The 23,241-nt window shown below is 57.2% G+C and carries 20 protein-coding genes; 11 read left to right on the top strand and 9 right to left on the bottom strand.

Features of this window, described 5'->3' with window-relative positions; genetic code table 11:
* The first annotated feature begins 13 nt into the window (after window positions 1–13).
* The gene (locus F0319_RS04995; RefSeq protein ID WP_033146172.1) at window positions 14–1,078 is read left to right on the top strand and encodes an AI-2E family transporter; all 1,065 of its coding nucleotides are present in this window, start codon (window positions 14–16) and stop codon (window positions 1,076–1,078) included.
* A 96-nt stretch (window positions 1,079–1,174) separates the two neighbouring features.
* On the opposite strand, the gene bcp is transcribed toward F0319_RS04995, so the two are convergent.
* Window positions 1,175–1,645, bottom strand: a complete 471-nt coding sequence (gene bcp / locus F0319_RS05000) for a thioredoxin-dependent thiol peroxidase (RefSeq protein ID WP_014171119.1) — start codon at window positions 1,643–1,645, stop codon at window positions 1,175–1,177.
* Window positions 1,645–2,214: a glycine cleavage system transcriptional repressor gene (locus F0319_RS05005; protein ID WP_023308758.1), complete on the bottom strand. Its 570-nt coding sequence runs from the start codon at window positions 2,212–2,214 to the stop codon at window positions 1,645–1,647. Before F0319_RS05005 ends, bcp begins: the two co-directional genes overlap by 1 nt.
* 145 nt (window positions 2,215–2,359) lie before the next feature.
* Between F0319_RS05005 and dapA the strand changes: the two genes are divergently transcribed.
* The 6 genes from dapA (at window position 2,360) to ypfH (ending at window position 8,814) form a co-directional block, all read left to right on the top strand.
* Window positions 2,360–3,238 carry a 4-hydroxy-tetrahydrodipicolinate synthase gene (gene dapA, locus F0319_RS05010; RefSeq protein ID WP_008501633.1) on the top strand — a complete coding sequence of 293 codons (879 nt, stop codon included), beginning with the start codon at window positions 2,360–2,362 and terminating at the stop codon, window positions 3,236–3,238.
* A gap of 16 nt (window positions 3,239–3,254) precedes the next feature.
* Window positions 3,255–4,289, top strand: a complete 1,035-nt coding sequence (gene bamC, locus F0319_RS05015; protein ID WP_111965182.1) for an outer membrane protein assembly factor BamC — start codon at window positions 3,255–3,257, stop codon at window positions 4,287–4,289.
* Window positions 4,290–4,398: 109 nt separating this feature from the next.
* Window positions 4,399–5,112: a phosphoribosylaminoimidazolesuccinocarboxamide synthase gene (purC, locus tag F0319_RS05020; protein ID WP_008501631.1), complete on the top strand. Its 714-nt coding sequence runs from the start codon at window positions 4,399–4,401 to the stop codon at window positions 5,110–5,112.
* 120 nt (window positions 5,113–5,232) lie between these two features.
* Window positions 5,233–6,099 (top strand): KPN_02809 family neutral zinc metallopeptidase, encoded by an 867-nt coding sequence (gene ypfJ, locus F0319_RS05025; protein WP_111965183.1) that lies wholly within the window; start codon window positions 5,233–5,235, stop codon window positions 6,097–6,099.
* Window positions 6,099–8,045, top strand: a complete 1,947-nt coding sequence (locus tag F0319_RS05030) for a tRNA(Met) cytidine acetyltransferase TmcA (RefSeq protein WP_149366400.1) — start codon at window positions 6,099–6,101, stop codon at window positions 8,043–8,045. The genes ypfJ and F0319_RS05030 overlap by 1 nt, the downstream gene beginning before the upstream one ends.
* Before the next feature lie 73 nt (window positions 8,046–8,118).
* Window positions 8,119–8,814, top strand: a complete 696-nt coding sequence (gene ypfH, locus F0319_RS05035) for an esterase (protein ID WP_149366401.1) — start codon at window positions 8,119–8,121, stop codon at window positions 8,812–8,814.
* Window positions 8,815–8,852: 38 nt separating this feature from the next.
* On the opposite strand, the gene F0319_RS05040 is transcribed toward ypfH, so the two are convergent.
* The 3 genes from F0319_RS05040 to F0319_RS05050 are packed head-to-tail and all read right to left on the bottom strand — an operon-like array spanning window position 8,853 to window position 10,563.
* The gene (locus F0319_RS05040) at window positions 8,853–9,050 is read right to left on the bottom strand and encodes a YpfN family protein (RefSeq protein WP_008501627.1); all 198 of its coding nucleotides are present in this window, start codon (window positions 9,048–9,050) and stop codon (window positions 8,853–8,855) included.
* Between the two features lie 24 nt (window positions 9,051–9,074).
* Window positions 9,075–10,202: a succinyl-diaminopimelate desuccinylase gene (gene dapE / locus F0319_RS05045; RefSeq protein ID WP_136195540.1), complete on the bottom strand. Its 1,128-nt coding sequence runs from the start codon at window positions 10,200–10,202 to the stop codon at window positions 9,075–9,077.
* A 10-nt stretch (window positions 10,203–10,212) separates the two neighbouring features.
* The gene (locus F0319_RS05050) at window positions 10,213–10,563 is read right to left on the bottom strand and encodes an ArsC family reductase (protein WP_149366402.1); all 351 of its coding nucleotides are present in this window, start codon (window positions 10,561–10,563) and stop codon (window positions 10,213–10,215) included.
* Between the two features lie 387 nt (window positions 10,564–10,950).
* Here F0319_RS05050 and ypfM point away from each other — a divergent pair, with 387 nt between their 5' ends.
* The gene (ypfM, locus tag F0319_RS05055; RefSeq protein ID WP_015572204.1) at window positions 10,951–11,010 is read left to right on the top strand and encodes a protein YpfM; all 60 of its coding nucleotides are present in this window, start codon (window positions 10,951–10,953) and stop codon (window positions 11,008–11,010) included.
* A 108-nt stretch (window positions 11,011–11,118) separates the two neighbouring features.
* Here the strand turns inward: ypfM and acrD are convergent, their stop codons facing one another.
* Window positions 11,119–14,232, bottom strand: a complete 3,114-nt coding sequence (gene acrD, locus F0319_RS05060; RefSeq protein WP_149366403.1) for a multidrug efflux RND transporter permease AcrD — start codon at window positions 14,230–14,232, stop codon at window positions 11,119–11,121.
* A gap of 142 nt (window positions 14,233–14,374) precedes the next feature.
* Entirely contained in the window at window positions 14,375–16,069 is a 1,695-nt protein-coding gene (gene narQ / locus F0319_RS05065; RefSeq protein WP_149366404.1) for a nitrate/nitrite two-component system sensor histidine kinase NarQ, read from the bottom strand.
* Between the two features lie 152 nt (window positions 16,070–16,221).
* On the opposite strand from narQ, the gene aegA reads away from it, so the two are divergent.
* The 3 genes from aegA (at window position 16,222) to F0319_RS05080 (ending at window position 20,003) form a co-directional block, all read left to right on the top strand.
* Window positions 16,222–18,198, top strand: a complete 1,977-nt coding sequence (gene aegA, locus F0319_RS05070; protein WP_149366405.1) for a formate-dependent uric acid utilization protein AegA — start codon at window positions 16,222–16,224, stop codon at window positions 18,196–18,198.
* A 66-nt stretch (window positions 18,199–18,264) separates the two neighbouring features.
* Complete coding sequence (gene nudK / locus F0319_RS05075; protein WP_149366406.1) at window positions 18,265–18,858, top strand: GDP-mannose pyrophosphatase NudK; 594 nt, start codon at window positions 18,265–18,267, stop codon at window positions 18,856–18,858.
* A 101-nt stretch (window positions 18,859–18,959) separates the two neighbouring features.
* Complete coding sequence (locus tag F0319_RS05080) at window positions 18,960–20,003, top strand: DUF1176 domain-containing protein (RefSeq protein WP_149366407.1); 1,044 nt, start codon at window positions 18,960–18,962, stop codon at window positions 20,001–20,003.
* Between the two features lie 42 nt (window positions 20,004–20,045).
* Here the strand turns inward: F0319_RS05080 and tkt are convergent, their stop codons facing one another.
* Both tkt and tal read right to left on the bottom strand, forming a co-directional pair.
* Window positions 20,046–22,034 (bottom strand): transketolase, encoded by a 1,989-nt coding sequence (gene tkt, locus F0319_RS05085; protein WP_111965193.1) that lies wholly within the window; start codon window positions 22,032–22,034, stop codon window positions 20,046–20,048.
* A gap of 19 nt (window positions 22,035–22,053) precedes the next feature.
* A complete protein-coding gene (gene tal / locus F0319_RS05090) occupies window positions 22,054–23,004 on the bottom strand; it encodes a transaldolase (protein ID WP_115875961.1) in 951 nt (316 codons plus the stop codon).
* Between the last annotated feature and the right edge of the window lie 237 nt (window positions 23,005–23,241).

Raw genomic sequence — 23,241 nt, forward strand, 5'->3', positions numbered from 1 at the left:
AGGGAAGGGTTGTATGCTCGAAATGTTAATGCAGTGGTACCGGCGTCGGTTCAGCGACCCGGAGGCCATTGCTTTGTTGGTTATTCTGGTTGCCGGGTTCGGTATTCTGTTCTTCTTCAGCGGCCTGCTCGCCCCTCTGCTGGTGGCGATTGTGCTGGCATACCTGCTGGAGTGGCCCACGGCGCGTCTGGAACATATCGGCTGTTCCCGCCGCTGGGCGACCAGCATCGTGCTGGTGCTGTTTGTCGGCATCCTGCTGTTAATGGCTTTTGTGGTGATGCCGGTCGCCTGGCAGCAGGGAATTAACCTGATCCGCGACATGCCCGGCATGCTGAACAAGCTGTCTGATTTTGCCGCCACGCTGCCGCGCCGTTATCCGGCTCTGATGGATGCCGGAATTATCGACGCGATGGCCGAAAATATGCGCGCTCGCATCATGACGATGGGTGATTCGGTGGTGAAGTACTCTCTGGCGTCCCTGGTCGGACTGCTGACGCTGGCGGTTTACCTTGTGCTCGTGCCGCTGATGGTCTTCTTCCTGGTGAAAGATAAAGATCAAATGCTCAACGCCGTGCGCCGTATTCTGCCGCGCAACCGCGGGCTGGCGGGGCAGGTCTGGGAAGAGATGAACCAGCAGATCACCAACTACATTCGCGGCAAGGTGCTGGAGATGATTGTCGTGGGGGTAGCGACCTGGATTGGCTTCCTGATTTTCGGCCTGAACTACTCGCTGCTGCTGGCGGTGCTGGTGGGACTGTCGGTTCTGATCCCGTACATAGGCGCGTTTGTGGTGACCATTCCGGTTGTTGGGGTCGCGCTGTTCCAGTTTGGGCTGGGGACAGAGTTCTGGAGCTGCTTCGCGGTGTACCTGATTATTCAGGGCCTGGACGGTAACCTGCTGGTGCCGGTGCTGTTCTCCGAAGCGGTGAACCTGCATCCGCTGGTGATTATCTTATCCGTGGTGATTTTCGGCGGGCTGTGGGGATTCTGGGGCGTGTTCTTCGCCATTCCGCTGGCAACGCTGATTAAAGCCGTGGTCCACGCGTGGCCGGATGTACCGGCGGTGGAAGAGAAGTAGAGGGTGTGCGGCCTGATGCCCTCACCCCGACCCTCTCCCACAGGGAGAGGGCGAAAACACGAAAAACGGCAACCTGGGTTGCCGTTTTGCTGTTTATCAGGCGCTTTGTTTCAGCCAGTTCAACACCACGTCGTGGTGGTTGCTGGTTTTGAAGTCGTCAAACACGTGTTCAACTTTACCGTCAGCGTCAATCAGGAAGCTGATGCGGTGGATGCCGTCGTAGGTTTTACCCATAAACGTCTTCTCGCCCCAGACGCCGAACTGCTCGCATACCTGATGATCTTCATCAGAAAGCAGCGTGAAGTTCAGCAGCTCTTTTTCAGCAAATCGTGACAGCTTTTCTGGTTTATCGGTGCTGATACCCAGCACTTCCACGCCGACTTTTTTCAACTCGTCCATGTTGTCGCGTAAGCCGCAGGCCTGTACGGTGCAGCCGGGGGTCATGGCTTTCGGGTAGAAATAGACCAGAACACGCTGTCCCTGGAAGTCGGTCAAATTTACTTGCTCGCCGTCTTGATCCGGTAAGCTAAATTTCGGTGCGATGTCACCGGCTTTCAGTGGGTTCATTACTCAACTCCATCCTGTTCGTGCTGCGAATAATTGACGACGCTTATACTGCCCTGCGCGTTTAATTCTGTACAGAGGGCTTTGAACGCTTGCTCGATATTTGACGCATCCTGTGAGGCAGGGCTGTGCGCGGTAATTTGAATAAACAGCACCGGAAGACCATGGTCATCGCTTGTCTGCGTACGGGAAACCAGTTCGGCAATATTCATCTGATGACTGTCAAAAAGCGCCGTGAAACGCTCAATCAGATGCGGAGAATCAGGCACTTCAACCTGTACCCAGACGGTAGAAGGCAGTGCCGGACGCGGACGCGCAGTGGTGCGCTTCATGACAATCAGCAAATCCAGTTCGGCCCCTTTCAGCGGCAGGGTCGATTCAATCAACGTGATGGCGTTCCATGTCCCGGAAAGTAACATAATAAATGTGAACTCTTCGCCGAGCATCGCCAGACGGCTGTCTTCGATATTACAGCCGCAGCTGCTTACGTGGCGGGTGATGGTGTTCACGATACCCGGCCTGTCGGCACCCAGCGCAGTGATAACCAGGTAATGTTGTGATGAGGTTGTCAAACCTGTTCTTCCTTTGCATGGTTAAGTCTTCCTAAGGAAAGCATAAAAAAAACATGCATACAACCGCCTGAGAGCCTCAGGTCGCTTGCTTTTATTACAGTTCCAAACGTAACATTGAGGCTCTTGTTCGCACAGAGGATGGCTCATGTTCACGGGAAGTATTGTCGCGCTTGTTACACCGATGGATGAAAAAGGTAATGTCTGCCGGTCAAGCATGAAGAAGCTCATTGATTACCATGTCGCCAACGGAACCTCGGCGATCGTTTCGGTAGGGACTACCGGTGAATCCGCAACGCTGAGCCACGACGAGCACGGCGATGTGGTGATGCTGACCCTGGAACTGGCTGACGGACGTATTCCGGTCATCGCGGGCACAGGGGCTAATGCAACAGCAGAAGCTATCAGCCTGACCAAACGTTTTAACGACAGCGGCATCGTTGGCTGTCTGACGGTGACTCCTTACTACAACCGTCCTACTCAGGAAGGTTTGTTCCAGCACTTCAAAGCCATCGCTGAACATACTGACTTGCCACAAATTCTGTATAATGTGCCGTCCCGTACCGGTTGCGATATGCTGCCGGAAACCGTTGGTCGTCTCTCGGAAGTAAAAAATATTATCGGTATTAAAGAGGCGACAGGGAACTTAAGCCGCGTTCATCAGATCAAAGAGCTGGTTTCAGACGACTTTATCCTGTTGAGTGGTGATGATGCGACCGCGCTGGACTTTATGCAGCTCGGTGGCCATGGCGTGATCTCCGTAACGGCAAACGTTGCGGCGCGCGACATGGCTGAAATGTGCAAACTGGCCGCAGCAGGTCATTTTGATGAAGCGCGCGTCATTAATCAGCGTCTGATGCCGCTGCACAATAAATTATTTGTCGAACCCAATCCGATCCCAGTGAAATGGGCATGCAAGGAGTTGGGTCTTGTAGCAACCGATACGCTGCGTCTGCCAATGACACCGATCACCGACCACGGTCGTGATATCGTCAGGGCTGCGCTGAAGCATGCCGGTTTGCTGTAGAGTTTAGGGAGATTTGATGGCTTATTCAGTACAGAAGTCGCGCCTGGCGAAGGTTGCGAGTGTTTCGCTTGTTATGCTGCTCGCTGCCTGTAGTTCAGACTCGCGCTACAAGCGCCAGGTGAGCGGTGATGAATCCTATCTGGATGCGACCCCGCTTGCTGAACTTCACGCACCGGCTGGTATGATCCTGCCGATTCAGAACGGCGATTATAATATTCCCGTGACCAACGGCAGCGGCCTGGTCGGTAAAGCGCTTGATATTCGTCCGCCAGCACAGCCTCTGGCGCTGGTTAGCGGGGCGCGTACCCAGTTCACCGGTGATACGGCGTCTCTGATGGTTGAGAGCGCGCGCGGTAGCAATCTGTGGCCGCAGGTTGTCAGCGTCATTCAGTCGAAGAACTACACCATCGATAAACGCGATGACGCCAGCCAGACGTTAACCACCGACTGGATCGAATGGAACCGTCTGGATGAAGACCAGCAGTACCGTGGTCGCTATCAAGTCTCCGTTAAACCACAGGGTTATCAGCAGGCGGTCAACGTTAAGCTGTTGAACCTGGAGCAGGCTGGTAAACCGGTTGCGGATGCCGCGTCCCTGCAGCGTTACAGTACCGAAATGTTGAACGTAATTGCCGCAGGTCTGGATAAGACCGCTACCGATGCCGCCAACGCTGCGCAGAGCCGTAACGGTGTGACCTTCGATGTTCAGAGCGGCGCGGATGATACCGGCCTGCCAATGCTGGTGGTGCGTGCACCGTTTAACCAGACCTGGCAACGTCTGCCAGCGACGCTGGAAAAAGTGGGCATGAAAGTGACCGACAGCACGCGTTCAACCGGCAGCATGACGGCAACCTATAAGCCGCTCTCCGACAGCGCGTGGCAGGAACTGGGTGCGAAAGATCCTCAGCTTGCCTCCGGTGACTACAAAATTCAGGTCGGTGACCTTGATAACCGCAGCAGTCTGCAGTTTATCGATCCAAAAGGTCACACGCTGACCCAGTCGCAGAACGATGCGCTGGTCGCTGTCTTCCAGGCAGCATTCAGCAAATAAATACGAGGGCTGGTGAATCCAGCCCTTTTTATTTTAGTGCTACGCAAACGTGTGCGTGGCATAATATCCCCAGTTTTGAACACAAATCATCACACCAGGAGTAATGAAGATGCAGAAGCAAGCTGAGTTGTATCGTGGCAAAGCGAAGACCGTATACAGCACGGAAAACCCGGATCTGTTGGTGCTCGAGTTCCGCAATGATACGTCAGCAGGGGATGGCGCACGCATTGAGCAGTTCGATCGTAAAGGCATGGTGAACAACAAGTTCAACCACTTCATTATGACCAAACTGGCCGAAGCGGGTATCCCGACCCAGATGGAAGCGTTGCTGTCCGATACGGAATGTCTGGTGAAAAAACTGGATATGGTTCCGGTTGAGTGCGTTATTCGTAACCGTGCGGCGGGCTCCCTGGTGAAGCGTCTCGGCATTGAAGAAGGTATCGAACTGAATCCACCGCTGTTCGACCTGTTCCTGAAAAACGATGCCATGCACGATCCGATGGTCAATGATTCCTACTGCGAAACCTTCGGCTGGGTGAACAAAGAGAACCTGGCGCGCATGAAAGAGCTGACCTACAAAGCCAACGACGTGCTGAAAAAACTGTTTGATGACGCGGGCCTGATCCTCGTCGACTTCAAGCTGGAGTTTGGTCTGTTCAAAGGCGAAGTGGTGCTGGGCGATGAGTTCTCACCAGACGGTAGCCGCCTGTGGGATAAAGAAACGCTGGATAAAATGGACAAAGACCGTTTTCGCCAGAGCCTGGGTGGCCTGATTGAAGCGTACGAAGCGGTTGCTCACCGTTTAGGCGTTAAGCTCGACTAACTCCCTCACTTGCCAAAGGATGTTCGCATCCTTTGGCGTCTTACCTTTGTTTCCTATGGTAATCTTGCCGTTAACCGCCTACGATCATAGCTATTATAAATGGAATAGTTAGAGGTGGTTATGCGCTGGCAAGGGCGTCGTGAAAGTGACAATGTAGAAGACAGACGCAGTGATGGCGGCGGCGGTCCTTCAATGGGTGGACCCGGCTTCCGGTTACCCAGCGGTAAGGGCGGCATCATCCTGCTGATTGTGGTTTTAGTCGCGGGTTATTACGGCGTTGACCTCACAGGGTTGATGACCGGTCAGCCGCTGCAACAGCAGCAATCTCAGCACTCCATCAGCCCGAATGAAGATGAAGCGGCCAAATTTACCTCCGTTATCCTCGCCACAACGGAAGACACCTGGGGTCAGCTGTTTGAGAAGATGGGGCGTACCTACCAGCAGCCGAAGCTGGTGATGTACCGGGGCGCAACCCGCACCGGATGCGGCACCGGACAGTCCGTGATGGGGCCGTTCTACTGCCCGGCGGACGGCACCGTCTATATCGATCTCTCCTTTTACGATGACATGAAACGCAAGCTTGGCGCTGACGGTGATTTTGCCCAGGGCTACGTGATCGCGCATGAAGTCGGCCATCACGTGCAAAAGCTGCTGGGGATTGAGCCTAAGGTGCGCCAGCTGCAGCAAAATGCCTCGCAGGCAGAAGTTAACCGACTGTCCGTCAAAATGGAGCTGCAGGCGGACTGCTTCGCGGGCGTCTGGGGCCACAGCATGCAGCAGCAGGGCGTTCTGGAATCCGGCGATCTTGAGGAGGCGTTAAACGCCGCTCAGGCTATCGGTGACGACCGTCTTCAGCAGCAGAGCCAGGGGCGCGTCGTGCCGGACAGCTTCACTCACGGTACCTCACAGCAGCGCTACAGCTGGTTCAAACGCGGCTTCGATAGCGGCGACCCGGCGCAGTGTAATACCTTCGGCAAAGCGATGTAATGCTGGCGTTTGAACAGCTGATACGCGAGCTTGAGCGCACCGGCCATCGTCGGCTGGTGGTGCTCAGCGGCGAGGCGCAGTGGACGTTAACCCAGGCACTTGCCCTGCGTGCTGCCTTGCCCGGAGACTGGGTTTGGCTGGAAGAACACCCTTCAAAAGCCATCAGCGGCCTGCTGGGACGCGAGTTCCGGCATGCTGTTTTTGACGCCAGCGCCGGGTTTGATGTCGCCGCGTTTGCCGCCCTGAGCGGAACGCTGAGTGCCGGAAGCCTTCTGGTGCTAAGGGTTCCGCCACTCGACGCGTGGGCCGGGTTGCCAGACAGCGATTCACTGCGCTGGAGCGACAGCGCGGAAGCAATAGCCACGCCGCATTTTGTCCACCATTTCTCCCGGACGATTGCAGCCGATCCCGACGCGATTGTCTGGCTTCAGGGCCGCGCGTTATCCCTTCCGCCTTTACCCGGCGCGCCAGACTGGCAGCCTGCCAGCGGCGCCCCGCAGCGCGAGCAGGCTGAGATCCTGGATGTGCTGCAGGGGATGTCGGGTGGCATCGTGGCCGTCACCGCCGCGCGCGGGCGCGGAAAATCAGCCCTGGCAGGAATGTTGCTAAGCCGCATTGCTGGCAGCGCCGTGGTTACCGCGCCGTCGAAGGGGGCAACGGATATCATCGCCCGCTTTGCCGGAGAGCGTTTTCATTTTATGGCCCCGGACGCGCTGCTTGCCTCTTCGCGCCAGGCAGACTGGCTGATTGTTGATGAAGCCGCTGCGATCCCCGGACCTCTGCTGGAAAAGTTAGTTGCCCGTTTCCCCCGCGTGCTGTTGACCACCACGGTGCAGGGCTATGAAGGGACGGGCCGCGGATTTTTGCTTAAATTCTGCGGTCGGTTTGCCGGGCTGCAGCGCTACAGCTTATCTACACCTGTACGCTGGGCGGCGGGCTGCCCGCTTGAGCGTATCGTCGCCAGCGCGCTGCTGTTTGACGATACGCTGATCGACCGTCGCCCTGAAGGAGAGGTGCATTTAACGTCTCTGGCGCCGACGGCATGGGAAAGCCGCCCGGCGCTTGCCGCGAGCGTGTATGAGCTCCTCTGTGCGGCGCATTACCGCACCTCGCCGCTCGATTTGCGCCGCATGATGGACGCGCCCGGGCAGCAGTTTGCCGTTGCCGAAACGAACCCGGTTATCGCCGGGGCGCTATGGCTGGTGGAGGAGGGCGGGCTGTCCCCTGAGCTTAGCCGCGCCGTGTGGGCGGGGTTCCGGCGTCCGCGCGGGAACCTGGTGGCGCAGTCTCTGGCGGCACACGGCGGCTCTCCGCTGGCGGCGACGCTCAGAGGACGGCGGGTGACCCGCATTGCCGTGCACCCTCGCCGTCAGCGGGAAGGGATTGGCCAGGCGCTTGTTCGCAGCGCCTGCGGCGAAGATTATCTGTCGGTGAGCTTTGGTTACACCGATGAACTTTGGCATTTCTGGCAGCAGTGCGGCTTTGTGCTGGTGCGGATGGGCAGCCATCGTGAAGCCAGCAGCGGCTGCTACACGGCGATGGCGCTGCTGCCGCTTAGCGAGGCAGGGCGTCGGCTGTGCGCGCAGGAACATCAGCGTTTGTGCCGGGATATGCGCGTCCTGTCTGCCTGGAACGGTGAAAAGATCCCCGTGGAAGACCGATGGGAAGCTACCCTTAATAGTGACGACTGGCTGGAGCTGGCGGGGTTTGCTTTTGCACATCGGGCGTTTTCAACCTCGGTTGCCGCGCTGACGCGGCTGTTGTTAGCCGTGGACATGCCTCTTCCGGCCCTGCGTGGGAAAATGGCAGGAAAAACGGAAGACGTCGGGCGAAAAGCGTTGCTGGCAAAGCTGCGCAGTGAAACCGCGCAAGCGCTTGAAAGCCTTGATTATCCCCGCTGCCAGCAGTTGAAAGATGACATTTTGCAATGGCAATTTTTTCAATGACTTCTTCAGTAAAGTGGCATGGTCATTCACGTCGGGAGGCGTAGAATCCAGGTCATCTATTAAGGAGACCACCATGAAACACGATCATTTTGTTGTTCAAAGCCCTGACAAACCGGCTAAACAGTTACTGCTTCTGTTTCATGGGGTTGGCGATAATGCCGTCAATATGGGGCAGATTGGCAGCTGGTTTGCGCCCGTTTTCCCCGAAGCGCTGATTGTCAGCATCGGTGGCGTAGAGCCATGCGGCCCGAACGGGCGCCAGTGGTTCTCGGTTCAGGGCGTGACGGAAGAGAACCGTCAGGCGCGCATTGACGCCATCATGCCGACCTTTATCGAGGTCGTCCGCTACTGGCAGCAGCAGAGCGGTGTAGGAGCCGATGCCACCGCGCTGATTGGCTTCTCGCAGGGGTCAATCATGTCGCTGGAAAGCGTAAAGGCGCACCCGGGTCTGGTGTCACGGGTGATTGCGTTTAACGGCCGTTTTGCGACGTTACCGACGAGCGCGACCACGCAAACCACGATCCACTTAATCCACGGCGGTGAAGACCGGGTGATTGAGCTCTCGTATGCGGTTGACGCGCAGGAAGCGTTGATTCGCGAAGGCGGAGATGTGACGCTGGATATCGTTGACGATCTGGGCCACGCGATTGACGACCGCAGCATGCAGTTTGCGCTCGATCGTTTGCGCTATACCGTACCGAAGCACTACTTTGATGAAGCGCTCAGCGGCGGTAAGCCGGATAATGATGATATTGTTGAGTTTATGTGAGGTTATCCCCTCTCCACAGGAGAGGGGATACAGACCGGTTACTTCTTCTGGTCTTTCTTCGGCCAGTCGTCATCATCGTCCCACTTGTCGTTGAAATCACGGTGCGGGGGAAGATCCGGTTTGTTGGCGAGAAATTTTTTATGGTCCACGCGCTTAAGGTCTTTAATCACGTTAAGCAGTACGCCGACCAGAAAAACCAACACCAGAACCCACCAGTACTTTGAAAGCCAATCCATTCGCTATTCCTCTCAGAGCGTTCGTCAGGCGACGATTTGCTCCATAATACGTTGATACATACGGGCCAGCAGTTGCAAATCTGCCGCATTGACACACTCATTTATTTTATGAATGGTTGCGTTCACTGGCCCCAGTTCGACAACCTGTGCACCCATACGGGCGATAAAGCGTCCGTCTGAGGTGCCACCCGTTGTCAGCAGCTGTGGCTTAATTTCATTATAGTGCTCGATGGCGTTCACCACCGCATCCACCAGTTTGCCGCGCTGCGTCAGGAACGGCTGGCCGGAAAGCCACCACTCCACGGTGTAGCGCAGTTGATATTTTTCCAGCAGGGCGACAACGCGCGCCTTGATCATCTCATCGGTCAGTTCCGTGCTGAAGCGGAAGTTGAACTGGACGAAGTAATCCCCCGGGATCACGTTATTGCTTCCGGTCCCGGCCTTGACGTTCGCAATCTGCATGCTGGTCGGCGGGAAGAACTCGTTGCCCTTATCCCACTCAATCGCCACCAGCTCGCTCAGCATTGGCGCGGCGCGGTGGACCGGGTTATCGGCCAGATGCGGATACGCAACGTGCCCCTGAACGCCGTGAATGGTCAGGTTACAGGTCAGCGAGCCACGGCGTCCGTTTTTGACGACGTCACCCACCACTTCGGTGCTGGACGGCTCACCGACCAGGCAGTAGTCGAGACGCTCGTTGCGTGCCATCAGCGCTTCAACAACCTTCACGGTACCGTTGTGCGCGCTGGCTTCTTCGTCGGAGGTTACCAAAAACGCGAGACGGTTTTTGTGGTTCGGATGCTGCGCCACAAAGCGCTCTGCCGCCACGACCATCGCCGCCAGAGAACCTTTCATGTCTGCCGCGCCGCGACCAAACAGCATGCCGTCGCGAATGGTCGGTTCAAACGGTGGGTTAATCCAGCGGTCCGCGTCACCGGCGGGAACGACGTCAGTATGCCCGGCGAAGGCCAGCGTTTCGCCCTGTCCGCGCCACGCCCAAAAGTTCTGGGTATCGCCAAAATCCATGCGTTCAACGGTAAAACCGATGGCACGCAGGCGTTCAATCATAAGAGCCTGACAACCTGCGTCGTCCGGGCTAAGGGAAGGACGGCGAATAAGCTGCTGAGTCAGCTCAATGACCGGGCATGACATAAACTACACCTCAACGAAAAAAGTCGGAATAAAGGGTTTCACTGAAACCCAGCAGCATAGGCTGCCCTGGCGCGCAGAGCAATGGGCGTTTGATAATTGCCGGCATCTCGAGCATCAGTTTTGCCGCGCTGTCGGCATCGGTGATGCTGGCGCGCAGAGATTCGTCCAGTTTACGCCAGGTGGTGCCACGGGTGTTCAGCAGAGCTTCCCAGCCCAGTTCGCGGATAGCGCTATGCAGAAATTCTGCATCAAGCCCATCGGCGCGGTAATCGTGGAAGCGGTACTCCACGCTGTTAGCTTCCAGCCATCGACGGGCTTTTTTGATGGTGTCGCAATTTTTAATGCCGTACATCACAACCATGGTGAATCCTTTTGACCTTATGATGATTAAATGTTCAGTAAATTCGAAGATATATCCTTAAGTGGAATATAACACATTCAGGAATCGTCTGGATTTACACTTTATATTAATTCAACTCACATCTGTACGCTGAATATTCTTTCACCATTTAAGCATAGATGTCCATAAAATTTAAAAACCCAATAAACTCAGCAAATAAAATAAATCTCACCCATCCGTAGGGTTATTTCAAAATATTGCTGGCCGTCACAAAAAATTGAGGTCTCACCGTTCATATTTATCATAAATCCCCGCAGGACGTGGGGTACAATCACAGCAATTGGTTAAATAGTCTTCACAATGATGGCCCGTTTTTGTAGAATGCGCATAATAATAAGAGAGGTAGTTATGATTGAACGTGAACTGGGGAACTGGAAAGATTTTATCGAAGGCATGCTTCGTAAATGACATTCAGTAAGAATTGCAAGAGCACTAAAATAAGTAAAATAACCATAGTGTGAATTAATCACACAATAAAAAGGCGGCCGATAAAGCCGCCTTTTTTATTTCAATCACTTACTCAGCACGTTCCTTTAGCGGGAAGCGACGACGCACCAGCACAAAGAATAGCGGAACGAAATAAATGGCCAGGATGGTGGCCGAAATCATGCCGCCCATGACCCCCGTCCCGACGGCATGCTGGCTGCTGGAGCCTGCTCCCGTACTGGTTGCCATCGGCAGTACGCCAAAGACAAACGCCAGTGACGTCATCAGGATCGGGCGTAAGCGCTGACGGCAGGCGTGCAGCGTGGCCGCCATCAGCTCGTGGCCTTTGGCATTCATCTCGTTGGCAAACTCAACGATCAGAATGGCGTTTTTCGCCGACAGCCCAATCACGGTGAGCAGACCCACCTGGAAGTAAACATCGTTCTCCAGACCGCGCATCCAGGTCGCGAGCAGGGCACCAATGACGCCAAGGGGCACGACCAGCATGACGGAGAACGGGACCGACCAGCTTTCATACAGGGCGGCGAGGCAGAGGAAGACCACCAGCAGAGAGAGTGCGTAAAGCGCGGGAGCCTGTGCCCCGGAGAGGCGCTCCTGGTAAGACATGGCCGTCCACTCCAGACCAAAACCGGCGGGCAGCTGTTGCACCAGTTTTTCCATAGTGTCCATGGCGGTACCGGTGCTGACGCCCGGCGCGGCTTCCCCGACGATTTCAACCGCAGAGTAGCCGTTATAGCGCTCCAGGCGTGGCGATCCGCTCTCCCAGTGCGAAGTCGCAAAGGCAGAGAACGGCACCATGCCGCCAGCGTTATTCCTGACAAACCAGCGGTTTATATCATCCGGCAGCATGCGGAACGGCGCGGCGGACTGGACATAGACTTTTTTCACGCGGCCGCGATCCATAAAGTCATTCACATAGCTCGAGCCCCACGCCGTTTGCAGGGTATCGTTGATATCGTTGATCGACACGCCCAGCGCCTGCGCCTTACGCTGATCGATATCCACCTGAAGCTGCGGGCTGTCATCCAGACCGTTATGGCGAACGCGGGTCAGGCCGGGATCGTTGCCCGCCAGCGCTAACAGCTTATCGCGTGCCGCCATCAGCGCCGTGTGTCCCGCACCGGCGTGATCCTGCAGCTCCATGTCAAACCCGGCGGAACTGCCAAGGCCGCTGATTGCCGGCGGGCTGCTGGCAAAGACGCGCGCCTCTTTGATGTGCGCGAAGGCTTTGGTCGCGCGTTCAATGATGGCAAATGATGTTCCCGTTCTGGTATCGCGCTCGTCCCAGTCCTTCAGGCGGACGAACATGCGGGCGACGTTCTGCCCGTTCCCGCCCGGCCCGGAACCGACGGTAGAGAAGACGGATACGACGTTATCTTTCTCTTTAGTAAAGAAATACTGCTCCACTTTCTGGACCACTTTCAGCGTCTGCTGCTGCGTTGCGCCGCTCGGCAGCTGCACCGAGGTGGTGAACATCCCCCGGTCTTCCATCGGCAGGAACGAGGTGGGCAGGTGCAGGAACAGCCACACCATCCCGCCCAGCAGCACGACGTAAACCATCATCCAGCGCAGGCTGCGGTGGAGTACACGCCCAACGGCAGATTCATACCGCGCGGCGTTGCGGTCGAACATGCGGTTAAACCAGCCGAAGAACCCTTTCTGCCCGTGATGCTCCCCTTTATGCAGCGGTTTCAGCAGGGTGGCGCACAGCGCGGGGGTGAGGATCAGCGCGACCAGCACGGAGAGCACCATCGCCGAGACGATGGTGATCGAGAACTGGCGATAAATCGCCCCGGTGGTGCCGCCAAAGAAGGCCATCGGGATAAAGACAGCCGACAGTACCATCGCGATACCGACTAGCGCCCCCTGAATTTGACCCATGGATTTACGCGTTGCCTGGCGCGGAGAGAGCCCTTCTTCGCTCATGATGCGCTCGACGTTTTCAACCACTACGATGGCATCATCCACCAGCAGGCCGATTGCCAGCACCATCGCAAACATCGTCAGGGTATTAATGCTGTACCCGAACGCGTAAAGCACCGCAAAGGTCCCAAGCAGCACCACGGGGACTGCAATGGTGGGGATCAGCGTCGCGCGGAAGTTTTGCAGGAACAGGTACATGACCAGGAACACCAGCGCGATGGCTTCCAGCAGGGTCTTCACCACGTCCTCAATGGAGGCTTTAACGAAGGAGGTGGTTTCATAGGCGACTTTGTACTCCAGCCCGTGCGGGAAATACTGTGAAAGCTCGTCCAGACGGTCTAACACCAGTTTTGCCGTCGCCATTTCGTTCGCGCCGGAGGCCAGTTTAATCCCCAAACCGGAAGCCTGATTGCCGTTAAAGCGGCTAAGGTAGTCGTATTTTTCGGCCCCCATTTCCACCGTGGCGACATCGCCCAGACGCACTTCCGACCCGTCCTGATTCACGCGCAGGGTGATATTGCGGAACTGGTCCGGCGTCTGCAGCAGGGATTGCGAATTGATGGTGGCGTTCAAGGCTTGCTTATCAACGGAAGGCGTTCCCCCCAGCTGTCCCACCGCAATCTGGGCGTTCTGGGCTTTGATGGCATTCGTTACGTCGGTCGCCGTCATCTGATAGCTGTTGAGCTTGTTGGGATCGAGCCAGATGCGCATGGAGTATTGTGAGCCGTAGGCGTCAATATCCCCGACGCCGTTAATCCGGCTGATGGGATCCTGAATATTACTGGCGACGTAGTCCGCGATGTCCTGTTTATCCATTGAGCTATCTGTCGAGACAAACGCGATGGTCAATATGTTGGTATCACCGGTTTTACGCACGGTTACGCCCTGGTTCTGCACCGCCTGGGGCAGCTTGCGCATGGCCGACTGCAGCTGGTTTTGGACCTGCTGCACCGCTTCGTCCGGGTCGGTGCCCGCCTTGAAGCTCAGGGTCACCGTCGCCTGTCCCGTGGCGCTACTCTGCGAGGACATGTACATCAGGTTATCCAGACCCGTCATGTTCTGCTCGATAACCTGCGTGACGGTATTTTCCAGCGTCTGTGCCGACGCGCCGGGGTAGTTTGCGGTGACGCGCACGTTCGGCGGAGCCAGGTCGGGGTATTGCTCAACGGGAAGTGAAGTAATCGCCAGGACGCCTGTCAGACACAACAGGATGGCAAGCACCCAGGCAAAAATGGGGCGATCGATAAAAAAATTCGCCATGAAAGTGTGACCTCGTTTTGCTGCACGTCATTATTGTTTATTGCCCGCATAACTTTAGCGGTAAGGCCCAGGTCAAACGTGGAGAAATAAAGGAGATAATGTAAATTATCATGCGCTTTTCCCTGCGCTTCCCTCTTTACCGTTATTTACCCGTTAACGGCGTGGGCGCCGGAAACGTCACGCTGACCAGCGTGCCGCCGTTTTGCGGCTGCGAGAAGTGCAGCATCCCGCCGAGCCGTTGCGCGCGTTCGCGCATAATATTCAGGCCGTAATGTCCCGGCGGCTCGCTGGCCTCGCCAATCCCAATGCCGTTGTCACGAATGCTGACGCTGTGCGTCCCGTCCACTGAGGTCACGCAGCTTACGGTGATCTCGCTGGCCTGCGCGTGCTTAATGGCATTCAACACCGCCTCACGCACGATCTGTAACAGGTGCACCTGCTTTTGCGCGTCGAGCGCCAGCGAGGAGAGGCGGCAGTCGAGATGCAGTTTCGCCTGCGTCTGGCTCTGCAGCACGTCGAGGGACTCCTGCAGCGCCGCGGGTAAGTTCGCGTGGTTCAGCGTCAGGCGGAAGGTGGTCAGCAACTCGCGCAGCTGCTGCCAGGCATTGTTCAGCTCGCGGGAGAAGTCGGTGATGATGGTCTGCGCCGGGGTATTTTCCTCGGGCACGGCGCGTTTGAGCAGCGCAAGCTGAATGCGTAGATACGACAGCACCTGCGCCAGCGAATCGTGCAGTTCGCGGGCAATGGTGGCGCGCTCTTCCATCAGGAGCAGCTGCTGGTAGTGCTTTTGCGCCTGGTTAAAGTACAGCCCGCGCCCGAGCATGGTCGCCACGCTTCTCATCAGCGGAAGGGGGACGCTGTCCGTCTCGCTTTGCCAGCGCAGCTCGCCGTAAAGGGTATCCTGCATCAGTACCGGCAGGTTTTGCAGAGGAGTGCCATGTGCCTCCGTCCCTTCACACAGCCGCCAGTCGTCGCTGGTACGCAGTTCCAGATAATTCATCTGCGTATAGTCATGGACAATCTGCAGGATATGCCGGAAGCAGTGGCTGTCTATCTGGCCGGTATTCAGCGCCTGAGAGCACTTGAACAACATGTCGAGCTGCTGGTGGGCTTCATGCAAATGTCGCGTCTTTTCAGCGACCGAGGCTTCGAGAGAACGGTAGAGCGTATCCAGCTCGGCTGACATGTGGTTAAAGGCGCGCGAAAGCTGGCCCAGCTCGTTCGGCAGGGCGCTATCCGGCGCAGGCGTGGCAAACTCGCCGCGCTCAATGCGTTCGCTGGCCGCCACCAGGTTATTCAGCGGTAGCACCACCTGGCGGCGGATGCGTCGCAGGGTAAACAGCGTCAGCAGCAGGATCCCGAGTGCGCCAGCCAGCGAGAGCAGGGTGACCGTCTGAATTTTATGTTCAGTGTAGTGCTGCAGGGCGAGCACAAAGGCATCAATGCGGCCGACAAAATCTTCAATATTGCGTTGATACCACGCGCTGTCGCCGCGGGCGATGCGCGCATCCATCTCCTGCCAGGCCACATGAAGCTGCTGATATCGTGCTTTAACATTGTCGGGGACGTACCAGCGGTTCAGCTTTTGCAGGGCAGGCGCGCCGAGCGTCTGTTGCCAGCTCTCGCGATGTGCCGCAAGAGAAGGGCTGTTGCGCTGCATCTCGTAACCCATGCGATAGCTCTGCATGCGCAGCGAACCGGCGATATTGATGGCTTCGGCATCACGCTGGCTGCTTGCCAGCGTCAGCAGCGCGACGGTGCTGGTCAGCACGGACAGGGCTATGATCGAAAAGAAAGCCCAGGCAAGGCTTCCGGAAACGGGTCGTTTAACGGTCACAGAACGGCTCTCTGAATAAAATTGATTTGCCACAGGTTCACTGGAAATAATTGGGCGCTTCAGGCATTTGAACGTTGCCCGATCGCACCGTGATGCGTAAATACCATACTCTTATAAAGAGAAAGGTTATTGAACCAAAAACAGGTGTGGTTATGAATCGTTTTATTATGGCTAACAGCCAGCAGTGCATTGGGTGTCACGCCTGCGAAGTGGCCTGCGTGATGGCGCACAACGATGAGCAGCATGTCGTGAGCGAGCGCCATTTTCATCCGCGTATCACGGTCCTGAGAGCTGGCGAGAAGAGCCGCCCCGTGACCTGTCATCATTGCGAAAACGCGCCCTGCGCGCAAAGCTGCCCGAACGGCGCCATCAGCAAATGCGATGACAGCGTACAGGTGAATCAACAAAAATGCATCGGCTGTAAGGCCTGCGTGGTGGCCTGCCCGTTTGGCACGATGGAGATTATCGTCACCCCGCTCGACAACGGCAGCGTGAAGGCTTCGGCGAATAAATGCGATCTCTGCCTGACGCGTCCACACGGCCCGGCCTGTATCGAAAATTGCCCGGCGGATGTCCTCTCCCTGGCGACGTCTGCCGCGCTGGACAATCTGACGAAATCACGCCGAGAGCGCACGGCCTGCCTGGAGGCGCAGCCTTGGCATGCGGAGGTCGTCGGCGTGGACGCGCCGCGTACCAAACTGCAGCAGATGCAGGCGACGGCGCCGCGCGGCGAGCCCGACAAGCTGGCTGCTGCAGAACGCGTGGGCCATTTTAACGAAATTTACCTGCCGTTCCGGGCCGAACAGGCCGTTCGCGAGGCGTCGCGCTGCCTGAAATGCGGAGAGCACAGCATTTGCGAGTGGACCTGCCCGCTGCACAACCACATTCCGCAGTGGATCGAGCGCCTCAACGCGGGAGATATCGCCGGCGCGGCCGAGCTTTCTCATCAGACTAACTGTTTACCTGAAATTACCGGCCGCGTCTGCCCGCAGGATCGATTATGCGAGGGTGCCTGCACAATACGTGAAGAGGCAGGATCCGTGACCATCGGCAACATCGAGCGCTATATCTCCGATCGGGCGCTGGCGATGGGCTGGCGGCCGGATATGTCCGCCGTCACGCCGTCAGGTAAACGCGTCGCGATCGTCGGCGCGGGGCCTGCCGGGCTGGCGTGCGCCGACGTGCTGGCGCGCCGCGGCGTGAGCGTGACGGTCTATGACCGGCACCCGGAAATTGGCGGATTGCTGACCTTTGGCATCCCGGCGTTCAAGCTGGACAAATCGCTGCTCGCGCGGCGCAGAGAGATATTTACCGCGATGGGGATCCGCTTCGAGCTTAACTGCGAGGTGGGCCAGGACGTGTCGATGTCGCAGTTAAAGCACGATTACGACGCCCTGTTTATTGGCGTGGGAACCTATCGCTCGATGAAGGCGGGTATCCCACATGAAGACGCGCCAGGGGTCTACGACGCGCTGCCTTTCCTGGTGGGCAACACGCGCCATGTTATGGGGCTGGAGGCAACGGCCAGCGAACCATACATCGACACCCATGGCTTAAACGTGGTGGTGCTTGGTGGGGGCGATACCGCGATGGACTGCGTCCGAACCGCGTTACGCCACGGTGCGGCGAAGGTGACCTGCGCCTATCGTCGGGATGAGGCCAACATGCCGGGCTCGAAGAAAGAGGTGAAGAACGCCAGAGAAGAGGGGGCGGCGTTTGAATTTAACGTCCAGCCGGTTGAGCTGACGCTGGATCCGAACGGAAAGGTCAACGGTATCCGGATGCTGCGTACCGAGCTCGGAGAGTCGGATGCGCAGGGACGGCGGCGACCGGTTCCGGTGGCGGGCAGCGAGTTTGTGATGGCCGCGGATGCGGTCATCATGGCGTTTGGTTTTAACCCGCACGCGATGCCGTGGCTGCAGGCGCAGGGTGTCGAAACGGATGACAGGGGGCGGATCGTGGCCTCTGTCGAGAGCCGCTACCGTTACCAGACGACCAACCCGCAGATCTTCGCCGGGGGCGATGCGGTACGCGGCGCGGATCTGGTGGTAACCGCAATGGCGGAAGGGCGCCATGCCGCGCAAGGGATCCTCGACTGGCTTGGGGTTAACGCGCCAAAACATCATTAAACCTGCGGGCGACAAAGCGGGATTCACGGCGTAGTATAGGACGACTCATTGTGCTGTGGAGCCCGTATGACCCTGAAAATTGACGTTATCAAAGACAAAATTCTCTCTGAAAACTACTTTGTCCTGCGTAACATCACCTATGATCTTACACGTAGCAACGGTGAGGTTATCCGCCACAAACGCGAGGTCTACGACCGCGGCAACGGAGCGACCATTCTGCTCTATAACCGTGACAAGCAGAGCGTGGTGCTAATCCGTCAGTTCAGGGTGGCGACATGGGTTAATGGCAACCCTGATGGACGTTTGATTGAAACCTGCGCGGGCCTGCTCGATGACGATGAGCCGGAAGTTTGTATCCGCAAAGAGGCCGTGGAAGAAACCGGCTTCGAAGTGGGTGAGGTCAAAAAGGTCTTCGAGCTGTTTATGTCTCCGGGCGGCGTAACGGAAATTGTGCATTTCTTCATTGCCGAATACAGCGACGCCCAGCGCACGCACCGGGGCGGTGGCGTAGAGGATGAAGATATTGAAGTGCTGGAGCTTCCTTTTACCCGGGCGCTGGAAATGATGCGTTCAGGCGAAATCAGGGATGGTAAGGCAGTGATATTACTGCAGTATTTACAGACGACCGGGTTGATGAACGCTGCTTCCGAACGGATGTAGTGCATTTTTCGGGTATATCTGATAAATCCGATTGAGCAACCCCGCCGGGAACACGAAGATACTGCCCAGTTAAGCGTTTTCGTTCCGGGATTGTGTCATTCATGCGCAACAGCGTCTTTTTGTTTTACCTGTTTTGTGTGCTTCTCGCGCCGCAGGTGCGGGCTGCACCTGCGCAGCAAGCTTTCTCTGACTGGCAGGTAACCTGCAATAACCAGAATTTTTGCCTTGCACGCAACACGGGTGAACACCGTGGTCTGGTCATGACGCTCACCCGTAGCGCCGGGGCGAAAACGGATGCCACGCTCCGTATCGATCTTGGCGGTCTTGATACTCCCTCGATCAAAGAGCCAGAGATTGCCCCCCGGCTGCTGCTGGATAGCGTTCCTCTGAAGCTGGACAAACAGCGCTGGCAGCTCACGCCATGGCATCTGAAAACGGACGATGCGGCCACCATCACCGCCTTTCTGAAAAATATCCAGGAAGGGAAGGCCCTGACTCTGCGCGGCGGTAAGCAGGTCATTTCACTGACCGGGCTTAAGGCCGCACTACTGTTCATTGATGCGCAGCAAAAGCGCGTCGGCAGCGAAACCGCGTGGATCAAGAAAGGTGACGATCCGCCGTTAAGCGTTCCGCCTGCACCCGCCTTAAAAAAGGTGGCGGTCGTCAATCCGACCCCGACGCCACTCTCCCACGCCGAACTGAACGACCTGCTGGACTATGGTACCGGACGGATGAACAGCAGCCAGTGCTCGCTGGATCCTAACCGCCGGGAAGTGCGCGTCACCGCGTTAACCGATGAGAAAGCGCTGCTGATCGTCAGCTGCGAGGCGGGGGCCTATAACACGGTCGATCTGGCGTGGCTGGTATCACGTAAAAAACCGTTCACCGCACGCAGCGTCAGGCTTCGTCTGCCGTTTACGCCGTCAGGCGACGGGAGCGAAATGGAGTTGATGAATGCCAGCTTCGATGAAAAGACGCGCGAGCTGACAACGCTGGCGCTGGGGCGCGGTTTGGGCGATTGCGGAGTCCAGACGCGCTGGCGTTTTGACGGACAGCGATTCCGCCTGGTGCGCTACGCCGAGGAGCCCAGCTGTGATAACTGGAACGGGCCAGATGCCTGGCCCACGCTGTGGATCACGCGCTAGTTTTGCCCGGTAAGCGTAGCGCCACCGGGCACGCAGACAGCGCTACAGCACGCTCAACGCCTTCTCAACCACGTTCTCAACGGTAAAGCCGAAGTACGGGAACAGCTTGTCGGCGGGGGCGGACTCACCGTAGCCCCTCATGCCGACAATCGCCCCTTTCAGACCCACATATTTGTACCAGTAGTCGGCGATACCGGCTTCCACCGCCACGCGCGCTGCGACGTTTGAGGGCAGTACCGATTCGCGGTACGCCTCGTCCTGGGCATCGAAAATATCCGTAGAAGGCAGGGACACCACGCGCACAGCGTGACCTTCGGCGGTCAGTTTCTCCGCCGCTTTCACCGTGATTTCCACCTCGGACCCGGTGGCAATCAGGATCACGTCCGGCTTGCCGCCGCTGTCCTTGAGGATGTAGCCGCCGCGGGCGATGTTTTTCACCTGCTCCGGAGTACGCTCAATCTGCGCCAGGTTCTGTCGTGACAGAATCAGTGCAGTCGGGCCGTTATGGCGTTCTACCGCCAGCTTCCAGCCCACCGCAGCTTCGACCTGATCGCAGGGACGCCACGTGCTGAAGTTCGGCGTCAGGCGCAGGCTCGCCAGCTGTTCAACCGCCTGGTGGGTGGGGCCGTCTTCTCCCAGACCGATGGAGTCGTGGGTATAGACCATAATCTGCCGCGCCTTCATCAGCGCTGCCATGCGCGCCGCGTTACGGGCGTACTCGACGAACATCAGGAAGGTGGCGGTGTAGGGCACGAAGCCGCCGTGATGGGCGATGCCGTTGGCAATCGCGGTCATCCCGAACTCGCGCACGCCGTAGTGGATATAGTTCCCGGCGATGTCCTCTTTCAGCGATTTCGAACCCGACCAGATAGTCAGGTTACTCGGCGCCAGATCCGCCGATCCGCCGAGCAGTTCGGGCAGAAGAGGGCCGATTGCATTCAGGGTATTTTGCGACGCCTTACGGGTGGCGATTTTCGCCGGGTTGGACTGCAGATTTTCAATCAGCGCCTGGGTTTTATCGTCCCAGTCTTCCGGCAGGCCGCCGCTCATGCGGCGGGAAAACTCGGCCGCCAGTTCAGGATGCGCTTTTTTGTAGGCGGCAAATTTATCGTTCCATGCGTGCTGCGCTTTCTCACCCTCTTCGCGGGCATCCCATGCCCGGTAGATCTCTTTCGGGATCTCAAACGGCGGATGTTTCCAGCCCAGCTTCTGCCGGGTCAGCGCCACTTCCTCCTCGCCCAGCGCCGCGCCGTGCGCCTCTTCTTTACCCGCCTTGTTCGGCGAGCCGAAGCCGATCGTGGTGCGGCAGATAATCAGGGACGGTTTGTCCTTCACGCTTTGCGCTTCCTGAATCGCTTTTTTCACCGCCTCTGGGTCGTGACCGTCGATCTCATGCACCACGTGCCAGTGGTAGGCTTCGAAGCGTTTTGCCGTGTCGTCGGTAAACCAGCCTTCGGTTTCCCCGTCGATGGAGATGCCGTTGTGATCGTAGAACCCGATCAGCTTGCCGAGCCCCAGGGTGCCCGCCAGGGAGCAGACCTCATGGGAGATCCCCTCCATCAGACAGCCGTCACCCATAAACACGTAGGTGTAGTGATCGACAATCTCGTGGTCCGGTTGGTTGAACTGTGCCGCCAGCGTGCGTTCGGCAATCGCCAGCCCGACCGCATTTGCCAGCCCCTGGCCGAGCGGCCCGGTGGTGGTCTCCACGCCTGGCGTATAGCCGATCTCCGGGTGCCCCGGGGTTTTGGAGTGCAGCTGGCGGAAGTTTTTCAGCTCCTCAAGCGGCAGATCGTAGCCGGAAAGGTGCAACAGGCTGTAGAGCAGCATTGAGGCGTGACCGTTGGAGAGAATAAAGCGGTCGCGATCGTACCAGGTGGGGTCATTGGGGTTGTGCTTCAGAAAGTCGTTCCACAGTACTTCGGCAATATCAGCCATGCCCATCGGCGCGCCGGGGTGGCCGGAATTGGCTTTCTGCACGGCATCCATGCTGAGGGCGCGGATGGCATTGGCTAGCTCTTTACGGGACATAGTTCACTCCGTGGCAAGGTTAAAGTTTGGCGGCGAGAAGATCTTCTAGTTTGCGCTGGTCAACAGCGAACTGGCGGATACCGTCCGCCAGTTTTTCCACGGCCATGGCGTCCTGGTTGTGCTCCCAGCGGAACTCCGCTTCGGTCATGGCTTTCGGTTTTGGCAGAACGGTGGAGGTCGGCACCAGCTTGCGGATCACCGTTTCTTCTTTGTCCTGTAGCTCCTGGAGCAGGTTGGGTGAAATTGTCAGGCGGTCGCAGCCTGCCAGGGCGAGGATCTGCTCGGTACGGCGGAAGCTGGCACCCATCACGATGGTTTCGTAGCGGTGCTGCTTGTAGTAGTCGTAGATATTACGGACCGATTTCACGCCCGGATCCTCATCCACCACGTACGGATCCATCGGCTGTTTCGCCTGGTACCAGTCGTAGATGCGCCCGACAAACGGTGACACCAGGAACACGCCCGCTTCGGCACAGGCGCGCGCCTGGGCAAACGAGAACAGCAGCGTCAGGTTGCAGTGGATGCCCTCTTTTTCCAGTACCTCTGCCGCGCGGATGCCTTCCCAGGTGGAGGCGAGCTTGATCAGAATGCGTGATTTATCGATCCCCTGTTCCTCGTACAGTTCCACGAGGCGACGCGCCTTATTGATGCTCTTTTCTTTATCGAAAGAGAGGCGGGCGTCGACTTCGGTCGAGACGCGGCCCGGGATGCTTTTAAGAATTTCCGCACCAAAATTAACCGCCAGCTTGTCGCTGGCTTCGGCGACCTGCTGCTCCTGCGTCTTCCCGCGCTTTTTACCGTAGGCAATGGCGTCATCAATCAGATGACTAAAATGGGTAAGCCCGGCAGCCTTGAGCAGTAGCGAAGGGTTGGTGGTCGCATCCTCCGGCTGATAGTGGCGAATCGACTCGATATCGCCGCTGTCTGCCACCACCGTGGTGAATTGTTTGATGCCGTCTAGCTGGTTCATAAATGATTACTCCTTGGAAATAAAAGAGTTAGATGAGTGCGTTAGTTCACACTTCTGGAAAAATCATGATGGACTTAACAAAAAAGCATAGCAGACGGGGGAGGCATTGCTTTTGAGACGGGTAACATGGCTGTTATAAATTGATAACAATTTTTAATGTGTGATGGTGAGAGTTTGGCTGCCTTCAAAGTTTAGGAGGCGGCCTGAGGCGATACTAGGCGGCACACCAGGGTGTGC

Source organism: Enterobacter vonholyi, assembly GCF_008364555.1.
In the GTDB taxonomy this organism is placed as follows: domain Bacteria; phylum Pseudomonadota; class Gammaproteobacteria; order Enterobacterales; family Enterobacteriaceae; genus Enterobacter; species Enterobacter vonholyi.

What these genes read in the sequence shown, in the direction of transcription:
- F0319_RS04995 (WP_033146172.1), top strand. Translation starts at nt 14, where the DNA reads ATGCTCGAAATGTTAATGCAGTGGTACCGGCGTCGGTTCAGCGACCCG.
- bcp (WP_014171119.1), bottom strand. Translation starts at nt 1,645, where the DNA reads ATGAACCCACTGAAAGCCGGTGACATCGCACCGAAATTTAGCTTACCG.
- dapA (WP_008501633.1), top strand. Translation starts at nt 2,360, where the DNA reads ATGTTCACGGGAAGTATTGTCGCGCTTGTTACACCGATGGATGAAAAA.
- bamC (WP_111965182.1), top strand. Translation starts at nt 3,255, where the DNA reads ATGGCTTATTCAGTACAGAAGTCGCGCCTGGCGAAGGTTGCGAGTGTT.
- purC (WP_008501631.1), top strand. Translation starts at nt 4,399, where the DNA reads ATGCAGAAGCAAGCTGAGTTGTATCGTGGCAAAGCGAAGACCGTATAC.
- ypfJ (WP_111965183.1), top strand. Translation starts at nt 5,233, where the DNA reads ATGCGCTGGCAAGGGCGTCGTGAAAGTGACAATGTAGAAGACAGACGC.
- F0319_RS05030 (WP_149366400.1), top strand. Translation starts at nt 6,099, where the DNA reads ATGCTGGCGTTTGAACAGCTGATACGCGAGCTTGAGCGCACCGGCCAT.
- ypfH (WP_149366401.1), top strand. Translation starts at nt 8,119, where the DNA reads ATGAAACACGATCATTTTGTTGTTCAAAGCCCTGACAAACCGGCTAAA.
- F0319_RS05040 (WP_008501627.1), bottom strand. Translation starts at nt 9,050, where the DNA reads ATGGATTGGCTTTCAAAGTACTGGTGGGTTCTGGTGTTGGTTTTTCTG.
- dapE (WP_136195540.1), bottom strand. Translation starts at nt 10,202, where the DNA reads ATGTCATGCCCGGTCATTGAGCTGACTCAGCAGCTTATTCGCCGTCCT.
- F0319_RS05050 (WP_149366402.1), bottom strand. Translation starts at nt 10,563, where the DNA reads ATGGTTGTGATGTACGGCATTAAAAATTGCGACACCATCAAAAAAGCC.
- acrD (WP_149366403.1), bottom strand. Translation starts at nt 14,232, where the DNA reads ATGGCGAATTTTTTTATCGATCGCCCCATTTTTGCCTGGGTGCTTGCC.
- aegA (WP_149366405.1), top strand. Translation starts at nt 16,222, where the DNA reads ATGAATCGTTTTATTATGGCTAACAGCCAGCAGTGCATTGGGTGTCAC.
- nudK (WP_149366406.1), top strand. Translation starts at nt 18,265, where the DNA reads ATGACCCTGAAAATTGACGTTATCAAAGACAAAATTCTCTCTGAAAAC.
- F0319_RS05080 (WP_149366407.1), top strand. Translation starts at nt 18,960, where the DNA reads ATGCGCAACAGCGTCTTTTTGTTTTACCTGTTTTGTGTGCTTCTCGCG.
- tkt (WP_111965193.1), bottom strand. Translation starts at nt 22,034, where the DNA reads ATGTCCCGTAAAGAGCTAGCCAATGCCATCCGCGCCCTCAGCATGGAT.
- tal (WP_115875961.1), bottom strand. Translation starts at nt 23,004, where the DNA reads ATGAACCAGCTAGACGGCATCAAACAATTCACCACGGTGGTGGCAGAC.